The sequence below is a fragment of the Pseudoclavibacter helvolus genome, assembly GCF_049707175.1.
In the GTDB taxonomy this organism is placed as follows: domain Bacteria; phylum Actinomycetota; class Actinomycetes; order Actinomycetales; family Microbacteriaceae; genus Pseudoclavibacter; species Pseudoclavibacter helvolus_A.
Genome location: NZ_JBNAFM010000006.1, coordinates 167355 through 186195 on the forward strand (window position 1 = coordinate 167355; position 18841 = coordinate 186195).

Here is an 18841-nt window from a genome sequence, read left to right on the forward strand (position 1 = left end):
TGCCGCGCCACGAGGTGCGCCCGATGCTCGTATCGAGGGCGGGCGCACCTCAGCGGTGTGCTGAGCTGACTACGCGCGGCGGCGCACCCAGGCGGTCGTCTCAGCGGCGAGGGTCGGGCCAGCCTCCAGGTCGCTGCGCAGCAGCACCTCAGCGTCTGCGCCGAGCTCGAAGGGCTCCGAACCGAAGTTCGTCACGATCTCCCACCCGTTCGGCCGAGCGAACCGGAGCACGTCTTCACGCCCGGTCGGCAGCCATTCGAGCTGCTCACCGCTCTGCAGTTCGTGGCGGAGCGCAAGCGCCCGCCGGTACATCGTCAGCACCGATTCCGGGTCGACGTACTGCACCCCGACCGCTGATGCGCCGAACCACTCGGGCTGGGGCAGGTGCGCATCCGCTACCCCGAACCCGAATGAGCGGCCCTCCGACGCCCACGGCAGCGGAACGCGGCAGCCATCGCGGCCGATGTCCACGCCGGGGTTGCGGAAGAAGGTAGGGTCCTGGCGGTCCGCGTCCGGGATCTCAGCAACCTCGTGCAGGCCCAACTCCTCACCCTGGTACAGGTAGGCGGAACCCGGAAGACCAAGCGTGAACAGCGTCGCCGCGCGGGCACGCCGGAGGCCGCCCTCGGCATCCAGCGCCGGACGCTCGCCGGCAGAGAGCAGCCACTCCGAGCCGTGCTTCGCCAGCGGGTGCCCCTTCTCGTCGCGCTCCGGATGCGGAAGCCCGTATCGGGTCGCGTGACGCACCACGTCGTGGTTCGACAGCACCCACGTGGTCGACGAACCGGACCGCTCGGCGAGCTCGAGGTTGTCGGCGACGATGCTCGAAAACTGGGCGGCGTCGAAGTCTGCCTCGAGCAGGTCGAAGTTGAACGCCTGACCGAGCCCCTCCGGGCTCGCGTAGCGCGGGCGACGATCGCGCTCGACCCACGCCTCGGCGACGGCGGTGCGTGGAGGGTCGTACGAGTTGAAGACCTCACGCCATTCGGCGTACACCTCGTGCACGTCGTCTCGGTCGATGATCGGGTGCAGGCCGTCGAACGGCATCGCGTCGAGCTCAGCCTTCGAGGGCAGATCCCCGCTGAGGTCCTTGGTGAGCATGTGGGCGACGTCGATGCGGAACCCATCGACTCCGCGGTCCGACCAGAAGCGCAGCGTCTTCAGGAAGTCGGCGCGCACCTCAGGGTTCGACCAGTTGAAGTCGGGCTGCTCGACGGCGAAGTTGTGGAAGTACCACTGGCCGTCCTCTACCCGGTGCCAGGCCGGGCCGCCGAAGACCGACTCCCAGTCGGTCGGAGCCTCTGCCCCGTCCGGACCCTTCCCATCCCGGAAGATGTAGCGGTCTCGTTCGGGGGATCCTGGCCCCGCCGCGAGCGCCGCTTGGAACCACTCGTGCTGGTCTGAGGAGTGGTTCGGCACGATGTCGACGATCACCTTGATCCCAACGCCGTGCAGCGCAGCGACCATGTCGTCGAAGTCCGCGAGGGTACCGAGGCGTGGGTCCACGTTTCGGTAGTCGGCAACGTCGTAGCCGCCGTCGGCGAGCTCTGAAGGATAGAAGGGGCTGAGCCAGACGGCGTCGACGCCGAGGCCCTGCAGGTAGGGCACTTTGGCGGTGATGCCGGGCAGATCACCGAGCCCGTCGCCGTTGGCGTCGGCGAAGCTGCGCGGGTAGATCTGGTAGACGGCTGCCTGACGCCACCAGTCGGCGTCGTGTGGCAGGGCGCGAGTGAGGAGGTCGGTCTCTGCGGAGAAGGTCGAGCTCATAGTTGGGGGTATTCCTTGGGTTGTGGGCGGTCTGCGGTCGATGGTGGTCTGCGAGGCGAGAACGGTTTGCGCACGGGCGCCGAAGGTCAGCCCTTCACTGCCCCTTGCGTGACACCTTCCATGACCCACCTCTGCGTGAACAGGTAGGCGATCAGGGCTGGCGCCATCGCCATCAGGTACGAGGCGAACGACACGTTGTAGTTGTTGCTGAACTGCGTTTGGAAGATCTTCTGCACGACCGGGAGGGTCTGCATGGCCGGGTCGGAGATGATGAGCGACGGCATCATGAAGTCGTTCCAGGAAGCGAGGAAGGCGAAGATGCCGACCGTCGCGCTCATGGGGGCGAGCAGCGGGAAGATGACGCGCCAGAAGGTCTGCCAGGTGCTCGCTCCGTCGATGCGCGCGCTCTCCTCCAGCTCCCCGGGGATCGAGCGCAGGAACGCCGTGAAGAGCAGGATCGAGAAGCTCAGCTGGAACATGACGTGCAGGATGATCACGCCGACCGGGTTGTCGAGGCCGAAGAGGCCGCTCATCTGGATCTGCGGAAGCGCGACCGCCGGAAACGGGAGGAACATCGCGGCCAGCAGGTAGTAGAAGGAGCCGCGGAAGAAGCGGTTGTTCCAGTTCCGCGTGATCGCGTACGAGGCGAGCGCCGCGAGCAGGATCACGCCGGCGACTGTTCCCGCCGTGATGAAGACGGAGACGCCGAACGCCTGCGGGAAGTTGGTGAGGTTCCAGGCCTCGACGAAGCCGTCGATGCTGAACGGCGCGGGCAGCGCAAAGACGTTGCCGCTCACCGCCTGCGAGGTCGTTTTGAAGGCGGTCACGACCGTCACGTACAGCGGGATGAGCACGGTCACGGCGCAGAGGAACAGGATGATCGTCGTCGACCACCGCTTGCGCCCTCCGAAGGTCGTGTTGGCGGATGCCGCGCGCGTGCGGCCGACGATGGGCTGCTGAAGTGCCATCAGAGTTGGTTCTTTCCCTGGGTGAGGCGGAGCTGGAGAAGGGAGATGGCGACGACGATCACGAAGAAGAAGGTCGCGTTCGCCATTTGGTAGGCGTAGTCGCCCCCGCTGAAGCCGGTGAAGATCGTCATCGCGATGCTTCTCGTCGACGTGCCAGGACCGCCGTCCGTGAGGCCGACGATGATGTCGTAGGCGTTGAGGAAGTTCTTGAAACCGAGGATGACGTTGATGACGACGTAGCCTGCGACGAGGGGCAGCGTGATCTGCAGCATCTGCTGCAGCTTGGTCGCCCCGTCCAGCTCGGCGGCCTCGTAGACGTCGCCGGGCACCGCCAGGAGTCCCGCAATGTAGATGAGGAGCGTGCCGGGTATCGCCTGCCACGCGGTGACGATGACGATGCCGATCCAGGCGAGGCTCGGGTTCGCGAGGATGCTCTCCGAGAGCCACGGGATGTTGAGGCTCTGGCCGAGTGCCGGTACGGCGTTCGAGAAGAGGAAGTTGAACACGAACGCGATGACGATGCCCGAGATGACCATGGGGATCACGAACACGGTCCGCAGCGGCGCCTTGAGGCGGATCTTCGCGACGAGCCCGACCGCGAGGAGGAACGCGAGCACGTTGACGACGATCACGGTAACTGCGGCGAAGCCCATGGTGAAGCCGTAGCTCTGCCAGATCGCGGGGTCGCCGAACATCGCGATGTAGTTCGTGATGCCAACGAAGTTCCACTCCCCGAAGCCGATCGAGTTGGTGAAGCTGAAGAAGATGCCGATGATGGCCGGGATGGTGATGGCGATCGTGAAGAGCACGAGCGTTGGGACAAGGAAGAGGTAGTGGATGCGATCGACGCGACGTGTGCTGCGTGGCCTGAGCTTCTTGCCGTCGCGCTTCGCTTCGTCGGTTCGGATCGCCTCGGTGGTGGTCGACATCAGTGTCTCCATTCCGGTTCGTGATCGGGTGGTGCTTGCCGTTGCCATGAGCGGTTACTGGCGCAGCGCGAGGCGGGCCCAGTCGGCGTCGAGGGTGCTGAGCGTTCCTTCGACGCTGGCTCCCCCGGTGACGAGTCCCTGCATGTAGTTGTCGGTGGGGATGGTGAGTGGGATGGCCTTCGAAGGGCCCTGATAGAAGGCGGCGTCCTCGTAGTACGGCTGCAGCTCGACGAGTCGAGGGTCGGTGACTGGGTCTGCGTCGACGGTCGTGCCAAACCCGAGCTGGGCGGCGTTGTAGTCGTTGATGACCTCAGGCTGGAAGAGGTACTGCAGGAAGTCGCGTGCCTCCTCTCTATGCTTCGATGCCTCGGGGATCCAGGCGGCGAGGTCGATGTTGACGCGCACCTCCCGGTCATCGGGGTTCTCGGTCATGGGGAGCGGGAACATGCCGAGTTCGGCGTCGGGGTTCGTCTTGGCGATCTCGCCGAGCGCCCACGGGCCCTGCAGGTACATGGCGCCCTTGCCTTCGGCGAACGCCACGTTCCCGTCCCCGTATCCGCGGCTTCCTGCATCCGCATTCGTGTATTCACTGGCGAGCTCGGTCATCTTGGTCACTGAGTCGGTCATGGTCGACTCGAACGACACGGGCGAGTCCGACCCGACCTCAGTACCGAGCTCGTTCAGTTCGTCGTAGAACCCGGCCACGTCGATGGAGCCGCCGACGGTGTAGTCGAACCAGCCCTGGCTCACGGTCCACGGGTCTTTGAAGGTCGCATAGAACGGGTCGATGCCGGCCGCCTTGAGCTGTTCGCAGACCTCGATGAGCTCGCTGTAGGTGGTCGGGACCTCGAGCCCCTGTTCTTCGAAGATGTCTTTGTTGTAGATGACGGATGCGGCCATCACCGAGTACGGGAGCACGCTTGTGCGGCCCGGGTAGCTCGCGTACTGGTCGACGAGGTCCTGGATCTCGGGCAGGATGCGGTCCGCTTCGGGCAGGTCCGACAGGTCGGAGAGTGCACCGCGCTCCATAAACCGCGCCATCTCCATGTTGTAGTTGAGGAGTCCGAGGTCCGGCGGGTTGCCGCGAAGGAAGCCGGCCTGCAGGTTCGAGGAGGTGTCGAGGACAACTCGCACGTCGCTTTGGGATGCGTTGTACTCCTGGATGAGCTCGCGGAAGTACGGGATGGCCTCTGGCTTACTGAGGAAGAAGCGGACCTCGGTGGGCCCCGTTCCACTGCAGGCCGCGAGGCCGGACCCGGTGAGCACGAGCACGAGCGCCGCCACGATCGCGCGGAGGAGTGCTGTGGGCCTGAGGCGTTTCGTCGGTGATGGCACGTCATTGTCCCTTGGGCTGAGCTGGCGGCGTCACATCACCAGACATTGAAACGAACACTAAATTTTGTGTCTAAATTTACTGCTGGAGGTAATGTAAGCCAACGGCCACGGAAAGGTCAACACTGTGTTCTCGCTCCCAAGCAGCCCCTCCCCGCTGAAGCGTCTCAACCTGCAGCTGCTCCTCGAGTACGCCTGGGGCTCCGGCGCCTTCACCGCGACGGATGCGATGAGCATCGGCCTCACACGCTCGACGACCATCGACCTGCTTGACGAGCTCGCCTCCTGCGGCCTCGTGACCGAGCTCCCCAACTCGCGCGAGGACGGCACCTACCAGAAGGGCAGACCAGCGCGTCGCTTCGAGTTCGCCGCCGACACCGCCCTCGTCGTGGGCGTCGACGCCGGTCGGGAGCACCTCACCACGACCGTCGCGAACCTCAGAGGTGAGACAGTCAGCTCCGGGCAGGTGGAAGTGGACCCGGAAGCCGACTCCCCTGGGACCAGGCGCGAGCTCCTGCGCCGCGTCGTGACCAACCAGCTGGCGACGACGGGCCACCGCCTCGAGGCCGTCGCCGGAATCTGCATCGGCGTCCCCGCACCCGTGGATGCACGCGGCATCTCGCCCGTGCACGTCGAGGGCTTCTGGCAGCGCACGAACCCTGACTTCGTGACCGTGTTCGACGCCGAGGTGCCCATCATCAGGGTCGAGAACGACGCGCTGCTCGCGGCCGTCGCGGAAGGCAGCGTCGGCGGCGGCGTGGGGTGCAGCGACTTCGTCACGTTCCTCAGCGGCGAGCGCTTCGGCGCCGGCATCGTCGTCGACGGGCGACTCCTGCGGGGCGCCCACGGCGGCGTCGGCGAGATGCTCGGGCTCGACCTCGTCGCCGGAGCCGAGGGCGTCGACGGCCTAGGGCTGCGCGCGGCCCGCCTCGCCCGCGCAGCCGTCGAGGGCGGAGCGGTATCCGCGGGCAGTCCCCTGCTGAGCGTGCCCGTCGAGGCCATCGACGGCAAGCTCGTGCTCGAAGCGGCGAGGGATGGCGACGCAGATGCCCGCCGAGTCGTCGCCGAGGTCGGCGCCGTCCTCGCGCGCATCGCAGGCCTGGTCGCGAGCCTCTTCGACCCAGAACGCGTCATCGTCGCCGGCGGCGTCGCGCCCGGCGCCGAGGGACTCCTCGAAGCCGCGCGCGCCGAGCTCCCCGCACTCCTGCACCTCCCGGTGCCACAGCTGGTGCGCTCCGAACTCGGTGCGGGCGTCGTCTCGGTGGGCGCCGTGCAACACGCGCTCCGCTCCGTGCGGGATGGAATCCTCGACCTGTAGCGCGTCACGGTGATCCAGCCGAACGCGGCCAAGCCGCGCGAGCGGGCAACACGCGGCACGGAATGGCCTGAGCCGCCGCGCTGTTCGATCAGTGGGCCCTCGCACTCGCGTTCGCCCTTCGACCGAAAGGCAGCATCCGTGGATCTTTTCTCCCCCTTGACTCTCGGCGACATCGAGCTCGCCAACCGCGTCGTCATGGCACCCCTGACCCGAACGCGCGCAAGCGCCGAGGGTGTGCCGGGCGAGCTCGTCGCGGAGCACTACGCGCAGCGCGCGAGCTTGGGTCTCATCATCACGGAGGGCACGTACCCGAGCGCCGAGTCGCGTTCGTACCCGGGCCAGCCGGGCATTGTCACCCCAGAGCAGGTCGAGGGCTGGCGCCGCGTCGCTGACGCCGTCCACGCGCGCGGCGGCCGCATCGTCATGCAGATCATGAATGGCGGACGCGTCTCGCATCCCGACATCACCGGCACGGAGCGGATCGTCGCACCGAGCGCCATTGCGATCGACGGCGAAGTGCGGACGCCGAACGGCAAGCAGCCGTACCCGGTTCCGCACTCGCTCACGACGGCCGAGCTCGCCGTCGTCCGTGAGGAGTTCGTGGATGCGGCCCGCCGCGCCGTCGAGGCGGGCCTCGACGGTGTTGAGATCCACGGCGCCAACGGCTACCTGCTCCACGAGTTCCTGTCGCCGGTCTCGAACGTGCGCACCGAGGAGTACGGCGGCTCGCCCGCGGCCCGCGCTCGGTTCCTCGTCGAGGTCACGACCGCAGTCGCCGAAGCCATCGGCGCTGGCCGCGTCGGGGTGCGCCTCTCCCCCGCCCACAACATTCAGGATGTCGTCGAGACCGACGAGGCCGACGTGCGGGCGACCTACGAGGCAGTGGCCGATGGCCTCGCCCCGCTCGGGCTCGCGTACCTGAGCGTGCTGCACAGCGACCCGGTGGGTGCGCTCGTACAGGACCTCCGCGCGCGCTTTGGCGGCGCGTTCATCGCGAACAGCGGGTTCAGCCGGGTGACGACCCGCGAGGAAGCCGAGGGCCTCGTGAAGCAGGGCAACGCAGATGCGGTCGCCGTCGGGCGCCTCGCGATCGCCAACCCCGACCTCGTCGAGCGCTGGATCGGCGGACACCCCGAGAACGAGCCGAACCCGGCGACCTTCTACGGTGAAGGCGCAGTCGGGTACACCGACTACCCCCGCCTCTCGGCGTAGGCGACGAAGGAAGCGAGGTCGCGCACGACAAAAGGTCCGTGCGCGACGCGCACCCCGCTCGCCGGAGGGCGAAGCCAGACACGCAGACGCCCCGGCGGAACCCGAAGGTTCCGCCGGGGCGTCTGCACACCTCGGGAGCCGCGGAGGCTACGCCGCGCCCTCGAACATCGAGGTCACCGAGCCATCGGTGAAGACCTCAGTGATGGCGCGAGCCAGCGTCGGGGCGATGGGAAGGATCGTGAGCTTCTCGAAGCGCTTCTCCGGCGGCAACGGCAGCGTGTCAGTGACGACGACCTCGTCAATGGCTTCAGAGCTCAGTCGCTCGACCGCCGGGTGCGAGAACACCGCGTGCGTCGCGGCGACCACAACACCAATCGCGCCCGCCGCCTTGAGCGCCTCGGCCGCCTTCACGATCGTGCCGCCCGTGTCGATGAGGTCATCAACGAGCAGGCAGACACGCCCCTCGACCTCACCGACGATCTCGTGCACCGTCACCTGATTCGCGACCGCAGGGTCACGACGCTTGTGGATGATCGCGAGCGGCGCATCCAGCTGGTCGCTCCACACGTCGGCGACGCGCACGCGCCCCATGTCCGGCGACACGACCGTGAGCGTCGCCGGGTCGAGCTTCTGACGGAAGTGCTCGAGGAGCACCGGCATCGCGAACAGGTGGTCGACGGGCCCGTCGAAGAAGCCCTGCACCTGCGGCGCGTGCAGGTCGACCGACATGATGCGGTCGGCCCCCGCGGCCTTGAAGAGGTCGGCAACCAGACGAGCCGAGATCGGCTCGCGGCCGCGGCCCTTCTTATCTTGCCGCGCATACGGGTAGAAGGGCGCCACCACGGTGATGCGCTTCGCCGAAGCGCGCTTGAGCGCGTCGATCATGATGAGCTGCTCCATGAGCCACTCGTTGATCGGCGGGCAGTGCGACTGGAGCACGAACACGTCGGCCCCACGCATGCTCTCGCCGTAACGGGCGTAGATCTCTCCGTTGGCGAAGGTTCTCGACTCGGTCTCCCCGAGGTCGATGCCGAGCTCCGCTGCGACCGCCTGCGCCAGCTCTGGATGAGCTCTGCCGGAGACGAGAACAAGTCGTTTCTCAGTGGAGGTGATGATGCCAGACACGCTGTACCGCCCGTTTCCTGTGCTTGTTCTGCTGTTACGCGTTCGGTTCTGAATCGCCCGCCGACGCTGCCTCGGCAGCCTCGGCCGCCGCGGTGCCTGCACGGTTCTTCAGCACCCATCCCTCAGCATTGCGCTGAGGTGCGACGTTGATGGCGAGCGCACCAGCCGGGACGTCCTTGCGGACCACCGTTCCGGCCCCCGTGTACGCTCCGTCGCCAATCCTAACCGGGGCGACGAAGACGTTGTGCGACCCGGAGCGGACATCATTGCCCACGGTGGTGCGGTGCTTGTTCACTCCGTCGTAGTTGGCCGTGATTGTGCCCGCGCCGATGTTCGAGTTCCGCCCGACCTCGGTGTCGCCGATGTACGAGAGATGCGGCACCTTCGAGCCGTCGCCGATCTGCGTGTTCTTCGTCTCCACGAACGTGCCGATCTTGCCGCCCGCACCCAGGATGGTGTTCGGCCTCAGGAATGCCCAGGGGCCAACGGATGCGCCCGCGCCGATGACGCTGAGCGTCGCGTCGGTGCGCTTCACGACGGCACCCTCCCCGACCTCGCAGTCGACGAGGGTCGTGTCGGGACCGATGATGGCGCCGTCGGCGACCGACGTGGCCCCGCGCAACTGGGTGCCGGGGAGGAGCTCGACGTCGCGCCCAAGCGAGACGTTCCCCTCGATGACCGTCGTCGCGGGATCATGCACCGTGACGCCCTCCAGCTGCCAGTGCCGGATCTGACGTGCGTTGTAGTAGCGCTGCGCCTCCGCGAGCTGCACCCGGTCGTTGATGCCCTGCACGATCTCGGGGTCGGTGACGGCGATCGCCTCGATGCGCCCCGCATCCGCCTTGATGAGCTTCGCCGCATCGGTCAGGTACTTCTCGTGTTGCGAGTTTGAGTCGTCGATGCGGCCGAGCACCTGACGCACCGTGCGCGCGTCAAACGCGTACACGCCAGCGTTGATCTCGGTGATGCGCAGCAGCTCCTCGCTCGCGTCCTTATGCTCGACGATCTCGTCGAAATCGCCCGAGGTCGAACGCACGATGCGACCGAACCCTGCGGGCTCCTGCACGAAGGCACTCAGCAGGGTCAGCTGGTTCTGCGCGCGGCGATGCTGATCGATCATGCGAGCGATCGTGCCTGAGTCGAGGAGCGGCACGTCACCCGACAGCACCACGACGACGCCGTCGAAGTCCTCGGGAAGCGACTCGAGGCCAACCTCGAGCGCACGGCCCGTGCCCGGAACCTCATCCTGGTCTGCGAAGCGCGTCTCGGGCGCGAGGTCCTGGATCGCCGAGACGACGCGGTCTCGGTCATGGCGCACAACGGTGACAGTGTGCGCCGGCCCCAGCTCGGCCGCCGTGTGCAGCACGTGCCCGACCAGCGGGATTCCTCCGAGTCGGTGAAGCACCTTCGGGGTGCTTGAGCGCATCCGCGTCCCCTGGCCGGCGGCCAGGATGACGATTGCGAGTTCACGATCGGTCACAGATCCTCCTCGTTGTGGGCGCCGTGATTCGAACGCCATCACGGTCCACGGTGGCATGCAGCACCCCCGCGCCGCTCCTCCCCCAGGATTCGAACCTGGACCTAACAGCTCCAAAGGCTGTCGTGCTGCCGTTACACCAAGGAGGAACGTGCCCGCTCACGCGTGCACTCGCCAATTGTGCCAGAAGCGGAGGCCCCACGGGCCAGCCTCGGTGGTGTCGCGAAGCCGAGTGAGCCAGACTGAGGCACGAGGAAGATCGTGTTCCGCAAGATGCAAGGAGGCATCATGTCCGAAGCCCTGTCCGTTGCGAAGCGATTCACCGATGCCTACGCGGCGGCCGTCACCGGCCGCGACAAGACTGGCATCATGGCGCTCTACGCGCCAGACCTGCGCGTCTTCGATCTGTGGAGCACCTGGTCCCATGAGGGTGCGGATGCGTGGGGCACGTCGATCGACGCGTGGTTCGACTCCATCGAGTCAGGAACCCACTCCGCCACCTTCACCGATCTCCGGGCCTACGGCGATCAAGATGTCGTGGTGGTCGAGAGCTTCGTCCGGTACTCGTGGCACGACCAGAACGGGGTTCAGGAGTGGATGGACAACCGCCTCACCTGGGCACTCGTGCAGCACAAGGGAGCCTGGGTGATCGCCCACGAACACACATCAGCGCCCGTCGACCCCGAAAGCGGACTCGTGGTGACCAAGCGGGAAGTGAACGCGCACCACCCGAACTCCTAGCCGAACGTCCCCCGCGCTCCGCAGCGGCCCCTGCCCCGCCGGCGCCGGCGCGTCGCCCCGCGCGCGAGCGACTCGCCATAATGGGACGTATGGATGCCCCCCGACGTGCAGTTCACCCGCGCGACTCCGTGCGCGCAGCGGTCGAGCTGAACGATCGCGCGCAGTCCTCGCGCGACGCGCATCCGGTCGACACCGTCGACACAATCGTGCGCGACTGGTCGCGGGAACGCCCCGACCTCGACGTCGACCCGCTCCGCATCTTCTCGCGCGTGAAGCGCATCGCGAAGCAGCTCGATGCACTCCGCAAAGCCGCCTTCGCCGAAACCGGCCTCGAGCTGTGGGAGTTCGACGTGCTCTCCGCCCTGCGCCGAGCGGGCTCCCCGCACCGGCTCAGCCCGAAGCATCTCCTCGCCTCGAACCTCGTCTCCAGCGGCACGATGACCAACCGCATCGACCGACTCGTCAGTCGCGGCCTCGTCACCCGCGAGGTCGACCCGAACGACGGGCGCGGCATCCTCGTCACCATGACCGACAACGGGCGCGACCTCGTCGATGAGGCCCTCACCCGTCTCGTCGCCGCCGAACGCGAGCTGCTCGCCGAGCTCGACCTTGAGACCAGAGACGACCTGGCCACCGCCCTGCGCACGCTGTCGCTGCGCATGGACGACCCGGCCCACTGAGCCGAGCCCCGCAGACGCTGGAAAGTCCCAGCACACCGCGGCCTTAAGCTGGTCTGATGGCCCACCTCCTCGGCGCAGAAGCGCTTCACCTCGAGTTCCCGACCCGAGTCGTCTTCGACAGCGTCTCGGTCGGCATCCAAGAGGGCGACCGCATCGGCATCGTCGGCCGCAACGGCGACGGCAAGTCGACGCTCCTCAAGCTGCTCGCCGGACGCATCGAACCCGACGGCGGCAAGGTCACGAGGCGGCGCGGCGTGCGCGTCGGCATGCTCGATCAGGCCGATACCCTCGACCCAGCGCTGACGGTCAAGCAGGCCATCGTCGGAGACATGGACGACCACGACTGGGCGTCGGACGCAAAGATCCGCGACGTCGTCAACGGCCTCGCCGGAGACCTCGAGTGGACCGACAAGATCGGCGACCTCTCCGGCGGCCAGCAGCGCCGCGTCGCCCTCGCGGCTCTCCTCATCGGCGACGACGACATCATCATGCTCGACGAGCCCACGAACCACCTCGACGTCGAAGGCATCGCCTGGCTCGCGAAGCACCTCAACGGGCGCTGGTCGAAGAACCAGGGCGGGCTCGTGGTCGTCACGCACGACCGGTGGTTCCTGGATGCGGTGTGCCAGACGACCTGGGAGGTGCACGACCGTGTGCTCGACCCGTTTGAGGGCGGCTACGCGGCGTACATCCTGCAGCGCGTTGAACGCGACCGGCAGTCGGCCGCCATCGAGTCGAAGCGACAGAACTTGATGCGCAAGGAGCTCGCCTGGCTGCGCCGCGGCGCCCCGGCCCGCACCGCGAAGCCGAAGTTCCGCATCGAAGCGGCTACGCAGCTCATCGAGGACGAGCCGCCGGTGCGCAACCCGGTCGAGCTGTCGCAGCTCGCGACCGCGCGTCTTGGCAAGGACGTCGTCGACCTCCTCGACGTCGGCGTGACGTTCGGCGACAAGGAAGTGCTGCGCGACATCGAGTGGCGCATCGCCCCCGGAGAGCGCACCGGCATCCTCGGGGTCAACGGCGCCGGGAAGTCGACCCTGCTGAACCTCGTCGCGGGCAGCCTCGAGCCAACAAGCGGCAAGGTGAAGCGCGGCAAAACCGTCAAGATCGCGACCCTGTCCCAGCGGCTTGCCGAACTCGACGAGCACCAGAACGACCGGGTGCGCGAGGTCGTCGCGCGCCAGAAGTCGAGCTACGTGTCGGGCGGCAAAGAGATGACGCCGTCGCAGCTCCTCGAGCGCCTCGGCTTCAGCACCACCCAGCTGCAGACGCCGGTGAAGGACCTCTCCGGCGGCCAGCGCCGCCGCCTCCAGCTGCTCCTCATCCTGCTCGACGAGCCGAACGTGCTCATCCTCGACGAGCCCACCAACGACCTCGACACCGACATGCTCGCCGCCATGGAAGACCTCCTCGACACCTGGCCAGGCACTCTCCTTGTCGTCTCGCACGACCGGTACCTGCTCGAGCGCGTCACCGACCAGCAGTACGCGGTCTGGGACGGCGGCTTCCGCCACCTCCCCGGCGGCGTCGACCAGTACCTCGAACTGCGCTCGAACAGCCTCAAGGGCTCAGCACCCGCGACCCTCTCGAGCACAACGGATGCGGCTGCCGACGCCATCGGACCCTCGGCGGCGACCAGCGCATCCACGCTCTCCCTCGGCGGCGCTGAGCGCCGCAACGCCGAGAAGGAAGTGCAGGGCATCACGCGGAAGATCCAGAAACTCGAACAGTCGATGCACAAGGTCGACGCCGAGCTCGCCGCCCACGACCAGGGCGACTACGAGGGGCTCGGCGTGATCACCGCGAAGCGCCAGGCGCTCGCCGCTGAAGTCGACGAGCTCGAAGAGCGCTGGCTCGAGCTTTCGGAAACCCTCGAGGCGTAGTCGGAGCGACCGCGCCCTCGCGCTGACTCGATCGAGCGTGTGCTCAGGCCCAAGCACTCGAGCACGGGGCGAACCACCCGAGCACTAGGTCAGACAGTCGAGCACTGGGTTAGACAGTCGAGCACTGGGTTGGCGCGGACTTCGACGCGCGTCTTCGGCGCGCCACGAACTCCTCGCGAGATGCCCCAAAAGGTCGCACTCGCGCCGCCAGAACAACCCTTTGCGGCATCTCGCGAACCCAAAACGACCCTCTGCGGCATCTCGCGAACCCAGCACCGACACGAGCCGACACGAGCGCGGGATGTGCGCAAACTTCGAAGTGCCCCTTGGGCGCGCCACGAACTCCTCGCGAGATGCCCCAAAAGGTTGCACTCGCGCTCCCAAAACAACCGTTTGCGGCATCTCGCGAAGCCAAAACAACCCTCTGCGGCATCTCGCGAAGCCGAAACGACCCTCTGCGGCATCTCGCGAACCCAGCACCCGCGTGCCGCGCTACGAAAGGTTGCGCTCGGCGTAGACGCGCATCGCGTCGCGCACGTACTCGGCGCCCGTCGCGTGCACGCGCGTGTAGTTCTTGCCGAACCGCTCGTCGGCGACGTACATCTCGCCCAGGTTGATGAACATCTCTGCCGTCGGGGCCTTGCCCTGCCAGCTGTCTCCGAGCCACCCGTACTGGCGGGCCGCCGCGGCCTGCGCTTCGTCGCTGTCCGGGCCGAGGCCTGCCGTCTGGGCCGCGCTGAACGCGTCCTGGATCTCCGTCTGCTCCTCCAGGAACGCCCGCTTGCCGTCTTCTCCCAGACCGCGCCACCAGGTGTCGCCGTCGGCGTACGCCTTGGCACCCCAACGTTGCTCCACTTCATCCTTGTACTGCGTGTGATCGAATCCGTCGAACATCTGCTCAGGCATGAGCTGCTCCTTTCGTTTCAGCGCGGCGAGCGTCGCCTGCACCGAGCCGATCTGTGTCGTGAGGCGGATGCGCTCGTCGCGCAACCAGCGGAGGTGCGTCTCGAGCGCCGCGACGTCGTCGCTTCGCCCGGCAAGCGCATCCGCGATTGCGGCCAGTCCAACGCCGAGCTCGCGGAGCAGCAGGATGCGCTGCAGCCGCAGCAGCGCGGCCTCGTCGTAGTAGCGGTAGCCGTTGCTGCGGGTGCTGCTCGGCAGCAGGAGACCAATGCTCTCGTAGTGCCGCAGCGTGCGCGAGGTCACCCCCGACCGCTTCGCCACCTCGCCGATGGACCACTCCATGCGTCGCGCCCTCTCAGATCGTGCGAGCGGTTCCCCCGTTGTTCGGGGGAAGCGAACCGCTCGAGTACGACTGTAGAAGTTGACGCAACGTCAAGGTCAAGGTCAAGCATCAAGATCAAGGGCCGGAGTTACGCGTCAGGCAGCAAGGTCCCTCGCCACTCGTCTTGCATCACGCGTCTCGCGTCACGCCGAGAGGAAGTTCTTGACCACATGGTCGAGGCCGCGCACAGTGAGGTCGATGGAGTCAAGATCGAGCCGCTCGTTTGCGGAGTGGAAGCGGTTGCGGGCGACCGAGAAGGTTAGCTCTGGGCTGAGGATGCCGAAGCCGAACGCGTTGGCGCCGTGCAGTCGGTAGAAGCGCGCGTCGGAGCCGCCGACCCCGAGGATCGGCGCTGGTTTCGCGCCAGGCACGAGCTCCGCGAGCGTCGCTTCGATCTGCGCGTAGAGGCGCGTCGTTGTCGCTGACTCGTAGGCGGGCGAGAACCAGGCGCCCTCAATGCTCACGAGGCCGGGGAACTCTGCGGCGACCGCCGCGAGGTGCCCTTCCACGTCCTCCTCGGTGACACCGGGCAGCACACGGATGTCGAGCGAGATCGACCCGCTGTCGGGGATGACGTTGACCTTTGAGCCGGCGTCGACGACGGTGACGGCGACCGTTGTGTGGGTCCAGGCGTGCACAAACGGGGCGAGCTCGCCGAGTTCGGGATGCGCGCTCAGCTCGTCGATGGCGTCGTCGATGGTCGCCGGGTCGGCGAGGCGGGCGCTCAGCTCGTTGGGCAGGTCGAGGGCGGCGAGCGTCTCGAGCCATTGCTCGCTGATGCGCGGCTTCGGAGCTCCCGCCTGGAGCCGGTCAATGACTTTGGCGAGTGTCACGGCCGCGTTCGAGCGGCCCCACGGGGCCGACGCGTGGGCGGCATCACCGCGCACGACAATGCGGCGCGGCGCGGCGCCTTTCTCGCCGACCCCGACCGTGATGGCGGTGCTGCCGACTCCCCCGAGGCGCGCCCCGCCCCACTCGGTGAGCACGTTGTCGGCCGCGATCGTCGCCCAGTCGTGCTCGGAGAACCAGCCGACCCCGGCCCTGCTGCCCTGCTCCTCGTCGGCGACGGCCGCGAAGACGAGGTCGCCCGTCGGCGCGAAGTCACTCGTCGCGAGTCGTCTGAAGATGACGGCGTAGGACGCCGTGAGGAAGAGCATGTCGACGGCGCCGCGGCCCCACACCTCCCCGTCGATGAGCTCGCCGGAGTGTGGCGGATGCACCCAGTCGGTCGCCTTCACGGGCACGACGTCGGTATGCCCCACGAGCGCCAACGACTCGGCGTCCGGGTCCGTGCCCCGCAGCCGCGCGACCACCGAGACTCGGCCTGGGAACGGCTCGACCCGCGTCAGCTCGGCCCCGCTGCCCGCGAAGAACTCATCGAGCACCGCGGCCGCCCGCCACTCGTTGCCGGAGTCGAGCGCGCCGTCGTTGACGGTTTCGGCGCGGATGAGCTGCTGCAGGAGGGCCACGGTCTCGTCGCGAAGCGAAATCATCTCACCATCCTGGGCGAAGGTGCCCACGAGCGCCGCTCGGGACGTTGCGGGGCGTCACGATGCCGGCCGTACAACGCCCGGCAACCGCATCCGCACGACGCCCAGCGACCGCATCCGCGCGTCGCTCGCAACGCCCGCCGAGCTGCGCTCGAGAGCCCCAGCCAACTGATGACCTCACGCGCTCGCGGGCACCAGCTGCTCGGTAACCGCGGGCAGCCCGAGGTTCTCGCGCAGCGTCGTGCCGGGGTACTCGGTGCGGTACGAGCCGCGTTCCTGGAGGGCGGGGATGAGCTCGTCGACGATGTCGTCGAGGCCGGAGGGCACGAGGTACGGCGTCACGTTGATGCCCGTGACTGCGCCGCTGCGGGCGAGCTCGGTGAGTGTGTCGGCGACCTCGTCGACGCTGCCCACGAAGCCGCGCTGCGAGGAGAGGTGAATGACGAACTCCCGGATCGACAGGCCGAGTTCTTCTGATTTCGCGCGCCACTGCTGCGCGAGCTCGAGGGCCTTCGCGTTGTGGAACGCGCTGCCGCGGGTGCCGTCGGTGACGGCGACCACCGGGTCCTCGACCGGCAGGGGGCCGTCGGGGTCGAGGTGCGAGAGATCCTTGCCCCAGAACTGCTCGAGGTAGCGCAGCGAGGTGGCTGGCGAGATCTGGTGCTGGCGCACCCAGTGAGCCTTCTCCTCGGCCTCCTTGGGCGTCGCCGCGATGATGATGGATGCGCCGGGGAAGAACGCGAGCTCGTTGCGGGCACGCCCGAACTTCGTGAGGCGTTCGCGCAGGTCGGCCGCGAAGGCCGTTGCGCCGTCGAGCTCAGGATGCGCGGAGAAGATGACGTCGGCGTGCTCGGCGCCGAAGTCGCGCCCCTGGCTGGAGTCACCCGCCTGGAACAGCACCGGCCGCGACTGCGGGCTCTGCGGGAGCACTCGCTCGGAGACGAAGCGGATGAACTCGCCGTCGAAGTCCACGCGGCCCCGATTCGCCCACAGTTCTTTCGAGGCGCGGACAAACTCGGCGGCGCGGTCGTAGCGGTGCTCGTGGGCGAGGTGTCCGCCGCGGCGGAAGTTCGCGCCGGTCCACGCGTTGTCGGTCGTGACGATGTTCCACGCGGCCCGGCCCTCGCTGAGGAGGTCGAGGCTGGCGAGGCGGTACGCGAGGTCGGCAGGCTCGTTGTAGGTCGTGTTTTGCGTCGCGACGAGGCCGATCTTCTCGGTGATGGGGGCGAGCGCGGCGAGCTGCGTGATGCCGTCGGGGCGCCCGGCCACGTCGTTGTCGTGGATCTTGCCGAGATGCTCGCGCAGGCGCAGCCCCTCGCCGAGGAAGAAGGCCGAGAACAGGCCGCGCTCAGCGGTCTGCGCAATGCGGCGGAACGACTCGAACTCCGTCTGCGACCCGCTCTGCTCGCTCGACCAGATGGTCGTCGAGTTGACGCCCTGGAAGAAGACCCCGAACTGGATCTGGCCCGAGCCCTCGGCGCCTGGCGCCTGAGTCTCACCGGTGCTGTGCTGTGTCATCGTGCTGGTCCTTCGCGGGTCAGAGCGCCTGGGCGGCGTAGCGGTTGACGGGGTGCGCGAGCCCGAGGGCGTCCCGCAGGTGCTCGCCGGCGCGCGGCGAGGCGAAGACGCCTGAGCGGCGCAGTGCAGGCAGCACGGCGCGGCCGAGCTCCTGCACGTCGACGTCGAAGTCGGCGGGCAACAGGCGCACGCCGTTCGAGAACGACGCCACCTCGGTGATCAGCTCGACCAGCCCTGCGGCATCGCCCGAGTAGCGGATGCGCCCTGCGCCTTCGGCGTCGGCTGCTCGCTTCCCGAGACGGTCGGCCGCCGCCCGCCCGCGAGCGTCGAGCGCGAACTCGACTCCAACGATCGTTCGGGGGATGCCCTGATCGTCAGCCTGCCCGGCAGCCGCACTCGCCTCGAGGACCGTGCTTTCGCGGATCAGCGCGACGTCGATGAGCTCCGGCGCGGCCGAGCCGTAGGCGGCGAACGTCGGCACCAGTCCCTGGTGTGGGCGCGGGATGATCGACGGCCCCTTCACGCTGAACCGCGTGCCCTCGAAGTCGGCGTAGTGCAGCTTGTCACGGTCGAGGTAGCGGCCCGTCGTCGTGTCGCGGATGACGGCGTCGTCCTCCCACGAGTCCCAGAGGCGGCCGAGCACCTCGATGGTGTCGTCGAGCTCGGTGCGGCGGGTTTCAGGCCCGTCAAGCGGGGCGCGGTCGAAGGCGTCTGCCTCGAGCTCGCTGCCGTCGACCTCGCCGATCCAGCCGGCCCGGCCGTGCGAGGCGTAGTCGAGGGTCGCAAGCTGCGTGGCGAGGTGAAAGGGCTCGACGGCGGAGACCGTGACGAGCGGGACGAGGCCCGTGGCGCCGGAGAGCGGGGCGGCGAACGCGGCCTGCTCGACCGCATCCAGTCGCGGCGCATCCGTGTCGAAGTCGGCGAAGCCGCCATCGTCGAAGGTCGCGATCGTCACGCCGAAGCGCTCGAGCGAGGAGATGGCGGCGCGGATGCGCGACGGGCTGACGCCTTCGCTGCCCGCTTCGACGGCGATGGCAAACGGCGGGTTCTCGTGAGTCATGCACTGGAGGATAGGAAGCCCAGCGGCGGCGAGTTGCGGCGCGCTTCACCTGCGGT

General features: G+C 67.9%; 15 protein-coding genes and 1 tRNA gene. 5 read left to right on the forward strand and 11 right to left on the reverse strand.

Translation table 11 applies throughout. The annotated features are described in order from the left end of the window. Positions 1-69: 69 nt before the first annotated feature. From ACPYN9_RS06985 to ACPYN9_RS07000, 4 genes are all read right to left on the reverse strand, one after another. Positions 70-1767, reverse strand: coding sequence for an alpha-amylase family glycosyl hydrolase (locus ACPYN9_RS06985; protein ID WP_424465144.1), 1698 nt, complete (start codon positions 1765-1767; stop codon positions 70-72). An 86-nt stretch (positions 1768-1853) separates the two neighbouring features. Then, the gene (locus tag ACPYN9_RS06990) at positions 1854-2735 is read right to left on the reverse strand and encodes a carbohydrate ABC transporter permease (RefSeq protein WP_424465146.1); all 882 of its coding nucleotides are present in this window, start codon (positions 2733-2735) and stop codon (positions 1854-1856) included. After that, positions 2735-3664: a carbohydrate ABC transporter permease gene (locus ACPYN9_RS06995; RefSeq protein ID WP_424465148.1), complete on the reverse strand. Its 930-nt coding sequence runs from the start codon at positions 3662-3664 to the stop codon at positions 2735-2737. The genes ACPYN9_RS06990 and ACPYN9_RS06995 overlap by 1 nt, the downstream gene beginning before the upstream one ends. 54 nt (positions 3665-3718) lie before the next feature. Then, complete coding sequence (locus ACPYN9_RS07000) at positions 3719-4999, reverse strand: ABC transporter substrate-binding protein (RefSeq protein ID WP_424465150.1); 1281 nt, start codon at positions 4997-4999, stop codon at positions 3719-3721. A gap of 124 nt (positions 5000-5123) precedes the next feature. Between ACPYN9_RS07000 and ACPYN9_RS07005 the strand changes: the two genes are divergently transcribed. After that, positions 5124-6314: an ROK family protein gene (locus ACPYN9_RS07005; protein WP_424465152.1), complete on the forward strand. Its 1191-nt coding sequence runs from the start codon at positions 5124-5126 to the stop codon at positions 6312-6314. A gap of 138 nt (positions 6315-6452) precedes the next feature. Continuing rightward, positions 6453-7526, forward strand: coding sequence for an alkene reductase (locus ACPYN9_RS07010; RefSeq protein ID WP_424465153.1), 1074 nt, complete (start codon positions 6453-6455; stop codon positions 7524-7526). Between the two features lie 147 nt (positions 7527-7673). On the opposite strand, the gene ACPYN9_RS07015 is transcribed toward ACPYN9_RS07010, so the two are convergent. From ACPYN9_RS07015 to ACPYN9_RS07025, 3 genes are all read right to left on the reverse strand, one after another. Further along, positions 7674-8651: a ribose-phosphate diphosphokinase gene (locus ACPYN9_RS07015; RefSeq protein WP_424465155.1), complete on the reverse strand. Its 978-nt coding sequence runs from the start codon at positions 8649-8651 to the stop codon at positions 7674-7676. A 34-nt stretch (positions 8652-8685) separates the two neighbouring features. Beyond that, entirely contained in the window at positions 8686-10131 is a 1446-nt protein-coding gene (glmU, locus tag ACPYN9_RS07020) for a bifunctional UDP-N-acetylglucosamine diphosphorylase/glucosamine-1-phosphate N-acetyltransferase GlmU (RefSeq protein WP_424465157.1), read from the reverse strand. Between the two features lie 74 nt (positions 10132-10205). After that, positions 10206-10277 (reverse strand) — tRNA-Gln (locus ACPYN9_RS07025). 139 nt (positions 10278-10416) lie between these two features. On the opposite strand from ACPYN9_RS07025, the gene ACPYN9_RS07030 reads away from it, so the two are divergent. The 3 genes from ACPYN9_RS07030 (at position 10417) to ACPYN9_RS07040 (ending at position 13432) form a co-directional block, all read left to right on the forward strand. Beyond that, positions 10417-10869 carry a YybH family protein gene (locus tag ACPYN9_RS07030; protein ID WP_424465158.1) on the forward strand — a complete coding sequence of 151 codons (453 nt, stop codon included), beginning with the start codon at positions 10417-10419 and terminating at the stop codon, positions 10867-10869. Between the two features lie 89 nt (positions 10870-10958). Further along, positions 10959-11549 (forward strand): MarR family winged helix-turn-helix transcriptional regulator, encoded by a 591-nt coding sequence (locus ACPYN9_RS07035; protein ID WP_424465160.1) that lies wholly within the window; start codon positions 10959-10961, stop codon positions 11547-11549. Between the two features lie 56 nt (positions 11550-11605). Beyond that, positions 11606-13432, forward strand: a complete 1827-nt coding sequence (locus tag ACPYN9_RS07040; protein WP_424465161.1) for an ABC-F family ATP-binding cassette domain-containing protein — start codon at positions 11606-11608, stop codon at positions 13430-13432. A 492-nt stretch (positions 13433-13924) separates the two neighbouring features. Here the strand turns inward: ACPYN9_RS07040 and ACPYN9_RS07045 are convergent, their stop codons facing one another. From ACPYN9_RS07045 to ACPYN9_RS07060, 4 genes are all read right to left on the reverse strand, one after another. After that, entirely contained in the window at positions 13925-14677 is a 753-nt protein-coding gene (locus tag ACPYN9_RS07045) for a MerR family transcriptional regulator (RefSeq protein WP_424465163.1), read from the reverse strand. Positions 14678-14860: 183 nt separating this feature from the next. Continuing rightward, positions 14861-16210, reverse strand: coding sequence for a M20/M25/M40 family metallo-hydrolase (locus ACPYN9_RS07050; protein WP_424465165.1), 1350 nt, complete (start codon positions 16208-16210; stop codon positions 14861-14863). A 174-nt stretch (positions 16211-16384) separates the two neighbouring features. Further along, on the reverse strand, positions 16385-17725 hold the full coding sequence (locus ACPYN9_RS07055; RefSeq protein ID WP_424465167.1) for an LLM class flavin-dependent oxidoreductase: 1341 nt from the start codon (positions 17723-17725) through the stop codon (positions 16385-16387). A 19-nt stretch (positions 17726-17744) separates the two neighbouring features. After that, entirely contained in the window at positions 17745-18785 is a 1041-nt protein-coding gene (locus ACPYN9_RS07060) for an LLM class flavin-dependent oxidoreductase (protein ID WP_424465168.1), read from the reverse strand. Positions 18786-18841 lie beyond the last annotated feature (56 nt).